Source organism: Afipia sp. GAS231 (genome assembly GCF_900103365.1).
In the GTDB taxonomy this organism is placed as follows: Bacteria; Pseudomonadota; Alphaproteobacteria; order Rhizobiales; family Xanthobacteraceae; genus Bradyrhizobium.
Genome location: NZ_LT629703.1, coordinates 1,383,695 through 1,398,554 on the forward strand (window position 1 = coordinate 1,383,695; position 14,860 = coordinate 1,398,554).

General features: G+C 59.3%; 10 protein-coding genes. 5 read left to right on the forward strand and 5 right to left on the reverse strand.

Going from position 1 to position 14,860, the window contains the following annotated elements; genetic code table 11:
• The first annotated feature begins 40 nt into the window (after nucleotides 1–40).
• Together BLS26_RS06680 and BLS26_RS36485 are read left to right on the forward strand one after the other, a co-directional pair.
• Complete coding sequence (locus BLS26_RS06680; RefSeq protein WP_092509521.1) at nucleotides 41–1,258, forward strand: phenylacetate--CoA ligase family protein; 1,218 nt, start codon at nucleotides 41–43, stop codon at nucleotides 1,256–1,258.
• A gap of 1,003 nt (nucleotides 1,259–2,261) precedes the next feature.
• Nucleotides 2,262–4,925, forward strand: coding sequence for an NF038122 family metalloprotease (locus BLS26_RS36485; protein ID WP_197681315.1), 2,664 nt, complete (start codon nucleotides 2,262–2,264; stop codon nucleotides 4,923–4,925).
• A 24-nt stretch (nucleotides 4,926–4,949) separates the two neighbouring features.
• On the opposite strand, the gene BLS26_RS06690 is transcribed toward BLS26_RS36485, so the two are convergent.
• The 5 genes from BLS26_RS06690 to BLS26_RS06710 form a co-directional block, all read right to left on the reverse strand.
• Nucleotides 4,950–5,894 (reverse strand): GDP-L-fucose synthase, encoded by a 945-nt coding sequence (locus BLS26_RS06690; RefSeq protein WP_092509523.1) that lies wholly within the window; start codon nucleotides 5,892–5,894, stop codon nucleotides 4,950–4,952.
• Nucleotides 5,875–6,960, reverse strand: a complete 1,086-nt coding sequence (gmd, locus tag BLS26_RS06695) for a GDP-mannose 4,6-dehydratase (protein WP_092517720.1) — start codon at nucleotides 6,958–6,960, stop codon at nucleotides 5,875–5,877. The genes BLS26_RS06690 and gmd overlap by 20 nt, the downstream gene beginning before the upstream one ends.
• Before the next feature lie 427 nt (nucleotides 6,961–7,387).
• Nucleotides 7,388–8,485: a DegT/DnrJ/EryC1/StrS aminotransferase family protein gene (locus BLS26_RS06700; protein ID WP_092509525.1), complete on the reverse strand. Its 1,098-nt coding sequence runs from the start codon at nucleotides 8,483–8,485 to the stop codon at nucleotides 7,388–7,390.
• A 12-nt stretch (nucleotides 8,486–8,497) separates the two neighbouring features.
• Nucleotides 8,498–8,965, reverse strand: coding sequence for an acyltransferase (locus BLS26_RS06705; protein WP_092509527.1), 468 nt, complete (start codon nucleotides 8,963–8,965; stop codon nucleotides 8,498–8,500).
• Entirely contained in the window at nucleotides 8,962–10,023 is a 1,062-nt protein-coding gene (locus BLS26_RS06710) for a Gfo/Idh/MocA family protein (RefSeq protein ID WP_092509529.1), read from the reverse strand. The genes BLS26_RS06705 and BLS26_RS06710 overlap by 4 nt, the downstream gene beginning before the upstream one ends.
• Before the next feature lie 390 nt (nucleotides 10,024–10,413).
• Here BLS26_RS06710 and BLS26_RS06715 point away from each other — a divergent pair, with 390 nt between their 5' ends.
• From BLS26_RS06715 to BLS26_RS06725, 3 genes are all read left to right on the forward strand, one after another.
• Nucleotides 10,414–11,754 (forward strand): hypothetical protein, encoded by a 1,341-nt coding sequence (locus BLS26_RS06715; RefSeq protein ID WP_092509531.1) that lies wholly within the window; start codon nucleotides 10,414–10,416, stop codon nucleotides 11,752–11,754.
• A gap of 939 nt (nucleotides 11,755–12,693) precedes the next feature.
• Nucleotides 12,694–13,644: an NAD(P)-dependent oxidoreductase gene (locus BLS26_RS06720; protein ID WP_092509533.1), complete on the forward strand. Its 951-nt coding sequence runs from the start codon at nucleotides 12,694–12,696 to the stop codon at nucleotides 13,642–13,644.
• Nucleotides 13,641–14,846: a glycosyltransferase family 4 protein gene (locus tag BLS26_RS06725; protein WP_092509535.1), complete on the forward strand. Its 1,206-nt coding sequence runs from the start codon at nucleotides 13,641–13,643 to the stop codon at nucleotides 14,844–14,846. The genes BLS26_RS06720 and BLS26_RS06725 overlap by 4 nt, the downstream gene beginning before the upstream one ends.
• Nucleotides 14,847–14,860 lie beyond the last annotated feature (14 nt).

Here is a 14,860-nt window from a genome sequence, read left to right on the forward strand (position 1 = left end):
ACAGGCGGCGCGCAATGAGCCCTAACCTGACGGATCAGCCATGACCGACCACTACGACGCCCTCGAAACGCGCGAGCCGGCCAAGCGCGAGGCGGAGCTGTTCGCCAAGCTCCCGGATATTCTCCGCAAGGCCATGGCGGCGTCCGCCTATGCCGAGCGCCTGAAGGGCATCGATCCCGCTTCCGTGACCGACTGGGCCGCGCTGGCGCGGCTGCCGGTGCTGCGCAAGTCGGAACTGCCTGCCCTGCACAAGGCATCACCTCCTTTTGGCGGCTTCGTGGCGGGGCCGCTGGGCTCGTTCGGGCGCCTGTTCACTTCGCCGGGCCCGATCTTCGAGCCCGAGTCCGCCCACGCTGATCCCTGGCGGGGCGCGCGGGCGCTGTTTGCTGCCGGCTTCCGGCCCGGCGACGTGGTGCTGAACACCTTCAGCTATCATCTGACGCCCGGCGGCTTCATTTTCGACGCCTCGGCGCGGGCGCTGGGCTGCGCGGTGATCCCGGCCGGTCCCGGTAATACCGAGCAGCAGTTCGAGCTGATCGAGGCCTACCGCCCGGTCTGCTATAGCGGCACGCCGGATTTTTTGAAGATCCTGCTCGATGCCGCCGGCGGGCGCGACGTGTCATCGATCAAGCGCGCGCTGGTCTCAGGTGCAGCATTTCCGAAATCACTGCAGGACGAGGTCAAGGCGCGCGGCGTCGATGCCTATCAGGCGTTCGGCACCGCCGACCTCGGCATGATTGCTTTTGAGACCCCGGCGCGCGACGGCATGACCGTCAACGAGGATCTGATCATGGAGATCGTCAAGCCCGGCACCGGCGATCCCGTCGTGCCCGGCGACGTCGGCGAGATCGTCGTCACCTCGCTCGATCCGCAGCATCCCTGGATCAGGCTTGCGCTTGGCGACCTCACCGCGGCGCTGCCAGGCGTCAGCCCGTGCGGGCGCACCAACATGCGCATCAAAGGCTGGATGGGACGCGCCGACCAGACCACCAAGGTCAAGGGCATGTTCGTGCGGCCGGAGCAAATTGCCGAGATCGGCAAACGCCATCCCGAACTCGGACGGCTGCGACTCGTCGTCACGCGCTCCGGCGAAGCCGACCTGATGACGCTGAAAGCGGAAACGGCCTCTCCGGCCGAAGCCCTTCAGAGCGAACTATCGGCGACATTACGTGCGGTGACCAAGCTCGGCGGCAATGTCGAACTGGTCGCGGCCGCCTCACTGCCGAACGACGGCAAGGTGATATCCGACGAGCGGTAGAACCGCGACCGCCTTCGCCGATTGGTTTTGGGGCGGCGTGCGTGCTCGCAGGTCGAGCGATGGGGTGGGGGAAGCCGTCCGGCTAAACCGATCTCCGACGCCGAATTCCCTGCAAATAGGGAAAATTAAAGGGAATTTCTAAAAAATTGCCCTCTAAGCGACTTCTCATACGCGGAAAACCGCGCGCTTTTTTGCGACTCGGTATCGATCACCTCCTCAAAATAACAGGGAAATCATTTACGGGATCAGGGGGGCGCGTTGCTATGTCCATCCATTCGCACGGCTGTAATCATCAAACTTGGGGTGGCGAAGCTGTGGCCCGTTGCTTTGATCGGACCAGCACGCGTAGAGCGCCTAGCGGTTGAATTGAAGGAAGCAGCCATTGCTGCAAAGCAGCGGAAGTGAAGCCATAGCAGCGGAAGTGAAGCCATCCACCGGCTTGTCGAACTCGGACTGAGAGCGAAGGGTAAGCAACTTGGAAACCAACGAGGAGCGCGACGCCCGCGGCAACACTGGCATCTGGTAGGTCTTCTATGGTGATGTGCACGTCGCGCACGATCGCGCGCCGCGTCGGCCAGCCGCACGAGAAGATCCTTGAGAATTGCGCTGTGGCTTCTATCCGGGCTGTCACCCTAGGGAGCACAGCAACGGCTCGGCCACCAAGTTCGAGACTGCCCGTCTTCTTTCGAAGAGGCGTGGAGGCTTTTCTATCCAACCGCATCGACGCCGATTTTCGGACGTGGCGCCACCACCGCGACTTCACAGCGTGGAAGTATGCGATGCGAGGCGCCGGCTATCCGGGTGTATATCGAATCGGCTGCAGCTCAAGACGCCGCGCGCCTTCACGCCAAATTAACGCTAAGGTACGAATCTGCCAGTTCGTTAAAGTCGGTCGGATGGCATTCATGGTCGAGTTAGTCCCAAAACACCATCCTAGCGCCCGAAACATGCAGGAGCCTGGAAGGGGTCTGAGAGTTCTTTCTGAGGTGCCAAAGGCTAAGAGATGAAGTCTAATTTCCTCCTCGGTCTGCAAGATACGTCTGACGGCTTTTTTAATGCTGGCTGGGCCCCCCCTGACTATACGAATTTCCTTCCCTCCACCACGCTTGGCACACCGTTAGCGCCGACGCCGCCATTGGTCAGCGAAGCTGTCCAATCCTCAGGCGCGCAAGCCGGAGCTACTACCTCGGTCGCCGTGACAACGGGGGGCATTACGTTCAATCTTTTATTCGACGCCGCGGCTATGGCCGCTCCGGCAAGCTTCCGCGCGGGCATCGAGCAGGCGGCGGCCTTGATTACCGCTTCGATCACCGACAAGATCACCGTAAACATCAAGATTGATTATAGCGGCACCGGTGGCGGCGCGGCCGCTGGCCCAGATAATGGCGTCTACGAAAGTTATTCTTCTGTCAAAGCCGCCTTGGTCAATAACGCGACTTCTGGAGATACGACCTTCAACGCGTTGCTCAGTGGCACAACGATCCAGGGACAGTCCAACGTCGCGGTCTGGAATGCACAGCTAAAGCTTTGGGGGGTGATCGGAGCCAACGACACCACCACCGACGACGGCAGCGCTACCTTCGCGACCGATATCAATCCGAACCTGCTGGTCGGCGTCGCCCTTCATGAACTAACACACGCGCTGGGCCGCGTCCCATATGGTCAGCCCCAAAGTTCTTCACCAGATATTTTCGACCTCTTTCGTTTTACCGGCGCCGGGACGCGACTGATTTCGGGCGGATCCACAGCTCCTGCCGCTTATTTCTCCGTCGATGGCGGCAATACAAAGATCGCCGACTACGGTCAGAATTCCGATCCCAGCGACTTCCTCAATAGCGGCGTGCAGGGATCAACCGATCCCTTCAATGAATATTACGGGTCTGGCACCATTCAACAACTTTCCGCGATTGACCTCAAGCAGATGGATGCGCTCGGCTTTCACATATCGTCCGGCACTTCGGCGCCCGTCGTCAATCATGCCCCCGTACTGACGATAACATTGGCCAATGTGGCTGCAACGGCCGGACAATCCATCGCGGCCTCAAGCCTGTTCAGCGCGACCGACGCCGACGGCGACCCCCTGACCTATTACCTCTATGACAACACCCCTGACGCCAGCAGCGGCCACTTCGTCGTCAATGGCGCTGTTGTGTCGGCAGAAACGCCTTACGGGGTCACCGCTGCCCAACTGGCGCAGACCACGTTCGTCGCCGGAACTTCTGGCGTCTCCGACGATCTTCTCGTGATCGCCTACGACGGCAAGGCCTACTCCAACGGAGGCAACTACAGCGAATTTCACGTCAACGTTGCAGCAAACCACGCACCGCTGTTGACTGTGGCGTCGGCCAATGTGGCTGCAACGGCCGGACAATCCATCGCGGCCTCAAGCCTGTTCAGCGCGACCGACGCCGACGGCGACCCCCTGACCTATTACCTCTATGACAACACCCCTGACGCCAGCAGCGGCCACTTCGTCGTCAATGGCGCTGTTGTGTCGGCAGAAACGCCTTACGGGGTCACCGCCGCCCAACTGGCGCAGACCACGTTCGTCGCCGGAACTTCTGGCGTCTCCGACGATCTTCTCGTGATCGCCTACGACGGCAAGGCCTACTCCAACGGAGGCAACTACAGCGAATTTCACGTCAACGTTGCAGCAAACCACGCACCGCTGTTGACTGTGGCGTCGGCCAATGTGGCTGCAACGGCCGGACAATCCATCGCGGCCTCAAGCCTGTTCAGCGCGACCGACGCCGACGGCGACCCCCTGACCTATTACCTCTATGACAACACCCCTGACGCCAGCAGCGGCCACTTCGTCGTCAATGGCGCTGTTGTGTCGGCAGAAACGCCTTACGGGGTCACCGCTGCCCAACTGGCGCAGACCACGTTCGTCGCCGGAACTTCTGGCGTCTCCGACGATCTTCTCGTGATCGCCTACGACGGCAAGGCCTACTCCAACGGAGGCAACTACAGCGAATTTCACGTCAACGTCGCAGCAAACCACGCACCGCTGTTGACTGCCACATCGCCGAATATCTCCGTGACCGAGGGGCATTCGATCGCCGCAACCAGCCTGTTCAGCGCGACCGACCTCGACGGCGATACGCTGTCCTTTTATCTCTATGACAGTAACACGAGTCCGAACAGCGGCCACTTCGTAGTGAACGGAACGACGATTCCGGACGGCACCAATTACATGGTGACCGCCGCACAACTCGCGCAGACCTCTTTCGTAGCAGGCACCGCAGGTACGACAGATAACATCGTCCTAACAGCCTTCGATGGAACGGCTTTCTCCAACCATCCAACTCTCAACATAACTGCGACGCCGAACCATGCCCCGGTGCTGACCGTACCCTCGACCAATGTCGCTGCAACCCAGGGACAGTCCATTGCAGCATCCAGCCTGTTCAGCGCGACCGACGCCGACGGCGACTCGCTAATCTATTACCTTCTTGACAACACCTCCGCGGCGAACAGCGGTCACTTCGTAGTCAACGGAATCGTGCAGTCCGCCGGAGCGGTACATATGCTGACCGCCGCGCAGGTCGCGCAGACCACGTTTGTCGCAGGGGCTCAAGGCAGCAACGACGATCTTTTCGTAATCGCCTACGACGGCAAGGCCCTCTCGGGCCACGACTACACTGAATTCCACATCTTTGTGTGAAACTGGACGGCGCACGCCGGCGCATCATTTGGATTCTAAGAGGAACGCCCGATAGGCCCGCTTGATTCCGTCTTCGAGCGTCGTTTGTGCGCGCCATCCAAGCTTGGCGAGGCGGCTGACGTCAAGCAACTTGCGTGGCGTGCCATCGGGCCTCGATGAATCGAAACTGATATCGCCGATATATCCAACTGCGGCGGCAACCACTCGCGCGAACTCAGCGATCGTGATGTCCTCACCGGTACCGATATTGACCAGCTCATGGCTGGAGTAGATCTTCATCAAATGAATGCATGCGTCCGCAAGATCATCAACAAAGAGGAATTCCCGGCGTGGGGTACCGGTACCCCAAACCACGACGTTGCTGGCGCCAGAAGTCTTCGCATCATGAAACCGGCGAATCAGCGCGGCGACCACGTGGCTGTATTCGGGATGATAGTTGTCTCCCTGCCCGTAGAGATTTGTCGGCATCACGCAAACGAAATCGGAGCCGTATTGGCTGCGATAGGCTTCGGCCAGTTTCAGACCAGCGATCTTGGCAATCGCATAGGGCTCATTGGTTGGCTCAAGCGGTCCTGTTAACAGCCGATCCTCACTCAACGGCTGTGGTGCATGCTTAGGATAAATGCAGGAAGAACCGAGAAACATCAGTTTCTCTGTGCCATGGACATGGGCTGCATGGATGACATTGGTCGCCACGATCAGATTGTCGTAAATGAACTCGCCACGGAGCGTGTTGTTTGCGGCTATCCCGCCGACCTTGGCCGCCGCCAGGAAAACCACCTGCGGGCGATTATCAGCGAACCAGCGATTTACTGCCGATTGATCACGCAGATCGACTTCGGTTCGTTTTGCCGACAACAACTCGACATTCTCCCGCTCCAGCCGTCGCACGAGCGCGGATCCGACCATGCCCCGATGGCCAGCGACGTAGACAGTCTTACCGGCCAGATCAAACGGTATTCTTGCCATTGGCGACCTCGCGTTGGGTCATTGCGATATCGGCTATCACCATTTCCCTTACAAGTTCGGCAAAGGTAGTTTTAGGCTTCCAGCCGAGCTTGCGGTGCGCCTTGCTGGCGTCGCCGATCAAGAGATCGACCTCGGTCGGGCGAAAATAAGTCGGATCAATCCGCACAAGGGTCTTGCCGGACTTGCATTCGACACCGGTTTCCTCGACTCCCTTGCCGCGCCACTCGATGCGGCGGCCGACTTCGGCGAATGCCAGTTCAACGAATTCGCGCACTGAGTGGGTCTCGCCGGTTGCCAGCACAAAATCTTCGGGCGCTTCTGCCTGCAGGATCTTATGCATACCCTCGACATAATCCCTGGCGTGACCCCAGTCGCGCTTGGCCTCGAGATTTCCAAGGTAAAGCGACTCTTCTAGTCCGGCTTCGATGCGGGCAACGCCGCGCGTGATCTTGCGCGTCACGAAAGTCTCGCCGCGGATCGGGCTTTCGTGATTGAATAGGATACCGTTCGAGGCATAAATGCCATAAGCTTCGCGATAGTTTACGGTGATCCAGTAGCCATAGAGCTTGGCGACTCCGTAGGGCGACCGCGGATAGAACGGGGTCGTTTCTTTCTGCGGGACTTCCTGCACAAGGCCGTACAGCTCAGAGGTCGAGGCTTGATAGAACCGTGTTTCCTTCTCCATGCCCAGAATTCGGATCGCTTCCAGCAGACGCAGCACGCCGATCGCGTCGGCATTGGCGGTATATTCCGGGCTCTCGAAACTCACACCGACGTGGCTCTGCGCGGCGAGGTTATAGATCTCGGTCGGCCTGATCTGCTGCACCAGCCGGACCAAATTGGTTGAATCTGTCATGTCGCCGTAATGAAGCAAGAACGGCACGTTGCCGGAATGGGGATCCCTGTAAAGGTGATCGACCCGCGAAGTGTTGAAAGACGACGATCGCCGCTTGATGCCATGGACGATATAACCGAGGCCCAGCAAATATTCGGAGAGATATGCGCCGTCCTGGCCAGTGACACCAGTAATCAGCGCAACGCGTCGTTTTGGATCCTGTACCGCCATTTTCACTCCACACTGCTGCGGCTAAGCCCCCGGAAGATGCCCCCGGGCGGTAAACGAGCCTTTGCCAGGCCAATGTACCGTCCCTCCCCGTTCTCCCAGCCTAATCGGGGGTACCAAGGAGCTTCTGCAGGCGGCGCAGGCCATAGCACCCAGCCGAAACGAAGTCTAATCCCAAAGTCATCTTAAATCAGAACCTTAGACTCCGGATCAAGCACTCGATTGCTGCCCCCGCGGATCGGGGGCGGCTTGGCCAGGGCTACCCGCGGCGATCGCTCCAGATCAACAATGGTCACGCCACCATTTTCGAGCCAAGGCAGACCATGCCGTCGCCGCAACGCTGCCCGCGCCTCAATCAAGCTCAGGGGCTAGGTCGAATGGTCGTTGTCGGCTAACTGCCCAATGACGGCAAGGCGATATCAGACGAGCGCTAAAACGCATGGACGCGATCGATAACCTCGTCCTGCTGCTTGCGCGTGATCTCCGCAAACATCGGCAGCGAGAGAACTCGGCCCTGATCGCCGAATGCATTGGGAAACTGCTCAAGACGGTGACCAAGCCGCTGGTACGCGGCGAGGAACGGCAACGCGGTCGGATAGTTGATCGCAGTCTGCACGCCATTGGCGTTCAAATACGCTGCCAGCGCATCGCGGCGCGGATGCTTGATGGTGTAGAGATGATAGACATGGGTGCGGTCCGGCGCGACCTGCGGCACGATTACATCCTCGATCTGATTGAGGCCGGCATTGTAGACGTCGGCGGCCTTCTGGCGCGCCGCGGTCCAGTCCACGAGATGCGGCAGTTTGGCCGACAGGATCGCCGCCTGCATGCCGTCGAGCCGGCTGTTGATACCCTCAATCCGATGCTGGTGCTTTACTAGGCCGCCGTGGCGCGCCAGTATGGTCATATGCTCGGCCAGTTCGTCGTCGTTGGTGACGACGGCCCCGGCGTCGCCCATCGCACCGAGATTTTTTCCCGGATAGAACGAATAGGTCGCCGCGCTGCCGAACGTCCCGACCATCTGACCCTTGTAACGCGCCAGATGCGCCTGCGCGCAATCCTCGATCACCCAAAGCCGGTGCTTGCGTGCGATCGCCATGATCGCGTCCATTTCTGCGGGCTGTCCGTACAGGTGCACGGGAATGATGCCGACGGTGCGCGGCGTGATCGCGGCCTCGATCGCCTTCGGATCGATCGTGAATGTGCGGCCGTCGGTGTCGCAAAACACCACGGCCGCGCCGGCGTGGGTAATCATCGCGGACGTGCTGATCCAGGAATGCGCCGTGGTGATGACCTCGTCGCCCGGACCGACCTTCAACGCCGCCATGGCGAGATAGAGCGCATCGGTGCCGTTGGCGCAGGACACGCAACACTTGACCTCGGCGGCGGCGGCAAATTCATGTTCGAAAGCATCGACATAGGACCCGCGAATGAACGCGTTGTCGCGAATCACAGCGGCGATAGCTTCGTCGATCTCCGGCTTTATGTTCCGGTATTGGAGCTGCAGATCGGCAAAGGGTACTGGCATCGTTGGTGTTCCTTATTTTTCCGCCAACAGCCGTCGTGCTGGATTGCCTGCATAGGTTCCGGCCGAAGTAATGTCCTTGGTCACCACCGAGCCCGCTCCGATCACGACGTCATCAACGATCTCGACTGGCATAATCGTAGCATTTGAACCGATCGAGACGCGGTTGCCGATCAGCGTCTTGCGCCAAAGTTCTCTTCGGCCACGGGCCGGCCCGCCGGTCGCAAACGTGTCGTTGACGAACATCACGCCATGACCGACGAAGCAATCTTCGCCGATCGTGACGAACTCGCAAATGAACGCATGCGATTGCACCCGCGTACGCGCACCTATCGCCGCACCTTTCTGGACCTCCGTGAACGGACCGACAAAACAGTCATCGCCGATCCTACAACCGTAAACGTTGCACGGTTCAACAATCTTGACCCGCTGGCCGAACTCGACGTCGCGCACACCGGCCTGATGTACTTCTGGCCGATTCACGATGCGATACCTAACCGGCTCAACCGTGGGGTGAAGCGAAGTGAAACTTCCGCGCCGGTCTCGATCGATTCATAGAGTGCGGAGATCAATTCTAGGCTTTTGCGACCCTCAAGCCCATCAACCAGCGCCGCGCGCTGGTTGATGAGGCAATCGATCACGTGCTGGTAATAGGCATAGTGGCCGAAACCGTAGACGTTCGGCGGATTGACGGAGAATTTTTCGATCACATCCCTGTCGGAAGGCAGTTCATCGACGAACCGCCAGTGCCTGATCTGGTTGACTGCGAACCCTGCTATTTCGACGGTACCGTTGGCGCCCAGGATCGAGAGCGAACCTTCGAGGTCGGTCGGCCGGGCCGCCGTCGTTGCCTCGATCACCCCAAGCGCGCCGTTGCGGAACTTAAGCGTCGCGACCGCCGTATCCTCGGTTTCGATCCTGGCCAGCGCCGTGAACGCGCGGGCATGGACGCTCACGACGTCGCCAAAGAACCACTCCAGCATGTCGACGTGATGGCTGGCCTGATTGGTGAGAACGCCGCCATCATAGGCCCAAGTGCCTCGCCAAGCGTCCTGATCATAATAGGCTTGATCGCGGCACCATCGCACCCGCACCGTGCCCAGAATGAGGCGGCCAAACCGGCCAGCCTCCAGCGCCTCGCGCGCTTTGACCACCGGAACGTTGAAACGGTTCTGCTTGACGATGAAGAGCTTCACTCCGGCTTCGTCGCAGGCGCGGATCATGTCGTCGGCGTCCTGAAGCCGCAGGGCCATCGGCTTCTCGACCACGACGTGCTTTCCGGCCTTCGCGCAGGCGATAACATGGGCGGGATGCATTCCGCTCGGCGTCAGCACCGCCACGGCGTCGATGTCCCTGCGTGCGAGAAAGTCGTCGATGTCGTAATGGGCGGGCACGCCGAATTTCAACGCGATCACGTCGGCGCGCGCGCGAACGGGATCACACACCGCGACGAGGCTGGCTCCCTGCACGTGATTGCCACCCAACAGGTCGGAATGACGCTTGGAGATGCGCCCGCACCCGAGGATACCAAATCTGATCATGGGATGAACCTCTGTTCCGGTTGACCGTTGCTCGATCGCGGCCAAAACGTCGGGACGGCCAACGAAGACTACAAGCACGCAAATACCGCTGTCCTATATTAACAAAAATCCATGCAAATCAAGGCGTTTCCGCCCATCCAACCCAACTTGGGCGTCGGTTGTGGCGGAAATTCTGACCTCCGAGCTGCCCAGGCGCGAGAAATCCGACTTCGCCTGGACGCAGGGACCGCGACCTTCGCCATCCGCCATCCGCCATCACATTTGTTTTCGGATCGCATTCAGAACCTGTTGCATCTCGCTGCGGGCAGCAGAGACCCGGCGGAATTCCGGCTTGTGGGCACCAGTCGGTTCGGATACAAACGCGCTGGCGCTGGTGGATGACAATAGACTATGACCGATCGATCTCAGTTGATCCGGACACGCGCCGGATTGCAATTGCTGATCTGCATTCATATTCTAGCGTGCTGTGTCTCCCTCATTTACGTTTCAAAATTCTATCCTGACTACCATATTCACTTTCAACCGGCCGGCCTGCCTGGCCTAGTCGCGATAATCGCGGCGTTTGCACTGGTCTCTGTCGTCTTTGTGTATGCCGAATTCAGCTTCGGCTACTTGGTCGGCTTTCATTTTTATATCATGGTCACTGGCTATCTTTGGCTGAACTGGTTCTCCGAATTCAACTATGACCATCGACTGACCGGGCTGTCCGCTACGGCATCGGCGATTTCGTTTTTGGTGCCCGCGCTGTTCATCCGTTCGCCACTGCCGCAAGTCTGGATACCATCGCCGCGCACCTTCGACAGATTCCTCGATCTCATCCTTCTGGTCGGCGCTCTGACTGTCGCCATCGGTGCGACCTACAACTTCAAGCCGGTCGCGCTCGGCAACGACGTCTACGCCTTTCGCGGCATGCTGAACTTCCCGACAGCCCTGAACTATCTCCTCGGGATAACATCGAACGCGCTGTTGCCATTCGCATTCGCCTGCTTCATCGAACGCAAAAGCTTGGGGCGCGCCGCCGTTGTCCTAATTCTCCTGTTGTTGTTTTATCCGATAACCTTGAACAAGCTCGCCTTGTTCAGTTCGGCTTGGATCGCCGGCATGGCTCTGCTCTCAAGAATTCTCAGCATCAGAATCGCCGTTGTCCTGCCGTTGTTGGTGCTGCTGCTGATCGGGATCGTTGCCGCTGCCCTGTATCTTGGCGGCGCCATACCGGAAAACGCCGCGATACCTTACTTTTGGCTTATCAATTTTCGAATGCTGACCATCCCCTCCATGGCGATGGACTACTACAATGACTTTTTCTCCAGAAATGATCTAACGCATTTTTGCCAGATAAGGCTGTTGAAGCCGCTTATCGACTGCCCCTATCGAGAACAGCTCGGGCTGGCGATCTACAAGGATTTCGGGATCGGAGGAAACTTCAACGCATCGCTTTTCGCGACAGAGGGCATCGCATCAGTTGGTGCGCTGTGGGCACCCGTTGCGGTTTTCGCCTGCGGACTGGTAATCGCCATGGGTAACCGCCTGTCCGCCGGCCTGCCAGCGCGCTTTGTTTTCATATCTGCGGCGATCTTCCCACAGATCCTGCTCAACGTTCCCCTGACTGTGACGCTGCTGACGCACGGCGCCGCATTTCTCTTTTTGCTCTGGTACATCACGCCACGCACCATGTTCGAGCCTCTCGCAAGTCGTGCGGTCGATAAAGCGAAGAGCACCTCGACCGCGTAAGGGAAGCGCCCTTTCGGCCCAGCCAATTCACTAATGAGAGTATAAGGCTCCTTGTGTAGCTCTTGATCAAGGCAAGGTCTTGTCCTGAGGTGGAAGATGCATCACCGGTAACTTTTTGAGCATTCCAGCAGAGTCTGCGACTCGCACACGAGAATTAATTTTCGGCACATTTCTCGTCGTTTTTGTCTCACTGCAATCAGTCCTTGTTCTGTTTTTTTGGATTGAATGGAACATCGGGAAAAAAAGTACTTTCGCCAGCGGTTTTTTCTCTCACTCAGTACCGCGGCTATGTTTTCTGACGTATCACCACGGCTATGTTTTCTGACGTATCGTCGGAATCTTCATTGTGGCTATGCGATCGGCCGCTCGTTTGCCAAGAATGGATCAACAAGTGAGCCAAAGGAAATTGCGCCGCTTTTGCTTTCGCTGGCGACTTATGCATCCTGTCGATCCATAACAACCTTGGACCACCTTGTCCTGGCTCGGCCTGCATTCGTTTTGGACCGACGTTTCTGGCCTTGGTTGTAACGACGGTCACGGGTTGGAGTGTGATTGACCATTGGGATTATTGGAGCGGGAAACCGCTGGTCCTGGGCTTTCACGGGCTGCGTCCTATCTCCTGAGTTGCTCAGTTTTACTCGCGTTGGCTATTTGCGATCGGGCAAAACTCGGCCGCCAAGGCGCTCGAATTGTCCTTACCCATTTTATGCCGTCTTGATCTTCGCAACTGCGCAGGCCCGCTTGGCGCTTGCAGTATCCCGGTTGTTGCTGCCTTTATTCAGCGAGTTGTGAATTTGAAGGGGCCACGCGGGGCCCGGTTTGGGGCATCTGGAAGCTGAAACCGCGTCCGCCGCCGCCAAGATTGCCCTCGTCAAATGCATTTAGTAAGGGGTAGCAGCATGGCGTGTCAGTCCGGATGTGCGAACAGGAGCCTTTCCGATGCAGGATCGTCGAATTCTCGTGACCGGAGGAGTTGGATATGTGGGACGCGAACTCGTCCACCAGCTCGTCACGGCGGGAGACGGCGAGATTCACGTCCTCGACAGTCTCGCCTGCGGCGAACAGCGCCTCGACTTCATGGATCGAGACAAGTTCGTGCTGCACCGTTGCGACGTGCGCGACGACGAGGCGGTGTCCGCGGTCATGAAAAAGGTCGCTCCCGAAATCATCCACCATCTGGCTGCGATTCATTTCATTCCGACCTGCGAGGCGCATCCCGGCAGTTCGAACAGCATCAACGTATCGGGCACGGTCAATCTGTTGAATGCGGCGCCGCCGAAGGCCCGGTTTGTTCTCGCCTCCACGGCCGCGGTATATCGTCCCTTCTCCGGCGAGCACGTCGAGCTTGATGAAGCGCTGGGTCCGGTCGATATCTACGGACATACCAAGCTTCACGCCGAGCACTTCGTCCGGTATTTTCACGATCAGAACAGGATTCGCGGCGTCATCGTGCGGCTGTTCAACGTCGTCGGGCCCGGCGAAACCAATCCCCATCTGGTGCCCGCAATCATCGGGCAGCTCGCGCGGGGAAAGACCAGCATTTCGCTCGGCAATCTTTTCCCGCATCGCGACTACATCGACGTGCAGGACGTCGCACGCGGATTCAGGGCCCTGGCGGACCATGCCGCATTTGACGGTGGGCCCGTGATCTCGAACCTGGGAACCGGCGTCACGCACGCGGTGGGCGATGTCGTCCGCCTGATCGCCGAGGCGGCCGGCGTCAAGCTCGACATCCTGCAGGATCCCGCGCGCGTTCGCGCCGTGGACAGGCCGATGCTGCGGGCATCGACCGAGAAGCTCAAGCAGATAACGAACTGGGCGCCGGCAATGACGCTAGATCAAAGTATGCGCCGTGCCTGGAATAGCCGCGTGCAGGACGGCTTTGCATGAGACAGCCTCGTGTCGCGGCGGTCGCGATCACGCCGCCAACGTTCAAGGCAAGCGGCGGGGTGTCGGCGGCAATCCAGCTCACCAGGGAGATCGCTGGGATCTGCGATGCCACGCTGTTCGTCATGGCGGAGAATGACGGGACCGAGATCGAGGATGGGCTTCGCATCGTTCGGCGCAAGGCCAGGAACATCCTGCTGCCGATCCAGCGGTTTCTTCCCCGGCAGGCGACGACGATGGCCTGGCGCGCGGACCTTCTGGAATTGCTGCGCGATGGAAACTTCGACGTCGTCCACCTGCACAATCCGCACCCGCCCGGCGCGCTGCGCGAGGTGGCCGGCATCTGCGCGAAGCTGAAGATTCCATACGTCATTTCGACCCACGGCTTCGTCGAATTCAACGATTTTTCCCGGGGGTTCGAATCGCCAAACTGGCAGAAGCCGTTGCTGCGTTGGCTGGTTCGGCAACCGGTCGTGGAAGTCGCACGAGGCGCCGCCCGCGTATTGATGCTGTCGCCATGCGAGGCGCCGATCCTGTCGGCCATGGGGGTGCCGGCCGAGCGGCTGCGGGTTGTCACCAACGGGGTGGATCCCTATTTTTCGGAAGCACTGCCGGACGCCGAGCGGCAACGCCTGGTGCAGCGCTTTGCGCTGCCGAGCGGCAAGCCTTTGATGTTCTTCGTCGGCAATCATACGCCCAACAAGGGCATCGACACGCTATTAAAGGCCCTGCCGCTGATGCGCGAAGGCGCGGTCGCCGTGATCGCCGGCCAGATCCGCTCCAGGGACGAGCACCTGAGGCTGCTGGCCGGTTGCGGCCTGACGCCGGACGATCCACGCCTGCGATTTACCGATTTCATCACCAGGGATGAACTGCGCGCGCTGTACCGGAGCGTCGACCTGTTCGTGTTTCCGTCGCGAGCAGATACGCTGCCGCTCGTGGTCCTGGAGGCGATGGTGAGCAGCCTGCCCGTGGTTTCGACACGGGTCGGGGGCATTCCCTTTGAAGTTACTCCCGAGACTGGCCTTCTGGTCGAACCGAGCGATCCGGACGCCCTCGCCAAAGCCCTGGATAAGGCCTGCGCGGATGCCGCGATGCGCGCGCGTCTGGGAGCGGCCGGACGATCGCGCGCCATCGAAACCTTCAACTGGAAGAAATCCGCCGAACTCGCCGTCGCGATCTACCGCGAGATCATCCAGCCCTGAAAATCGCAACCATC

What these genes read in the sequence shown, in the direction of transcription:
- BLS26_RS06710 (WP_092509529.1), bottom strand. Translation starts at nt 10,023, where the DNA reads ATGATCAGATTTGGTATCCTCGGGTGCGGGCGCATCTCCAAGCGTCAT.
- BLS26_RS06700 (WP_092509525.1), bottom strand. Translation starts at nt 8,485, where the DNA reads ATGCCAGTACCCTTTGCCGATCTGCAGCTCCAATACCGGAACATAAAG.
- BLS26_RS36485 (WP_197681315.1), top strand. Translation starts at nt 2,262, where the DNA reads ATGAAGTCTAATTTCCTCCTCGGTCTGCAAGATACGTCTGACGGCTTT.
- BLS26_RS06690 (WP_092509523.1), bottom strand. Translation starts at nt 5,894, where the DNA reads ATGGCAAGAATACCGTTTGATCTGGCCGGTAAGACTGTCTACGTCGCT.
- BLS26_RS06715 (WP_092509531.1), top strand. Translation starts at nt 10,414, where the DNA reads ATGACCGATCGATCTCAGTTGATCCGGACACGCGCCGGATTGCAATTG.
- gmd (WP_092517720.1), bottom strand. Translation starts at nt 6,960, where the DNA reads ATGGCGGTACAGGATCCAAAACGACGCGTTGCGCTGATTACTGGTGTC.
- BLS26_RS06725 (WP_092509535.1), top strand. Translation starts at nt 13,641, where the DNA reads ATGAGACAGCCTCGTGTCGCGGCGGTCGCGATCACGCCGCCAACGTTC.
- BLS26_RS06680 (WP_092509521.1), top strand. Translation starts at nt 41, where the DNA reads ATGACCGACCACTACGACGCCCTCGAAACGCGCGAGCCGGCCAAGCGC.
- BLS26_RS06720 (WP_092509533.1), top strand. Translation starts at nt 12,694, where the DNA reads ATGCAGGATCGTCGAATTCTCGTGACCGGAGGAGTTGGATATGTGGGA.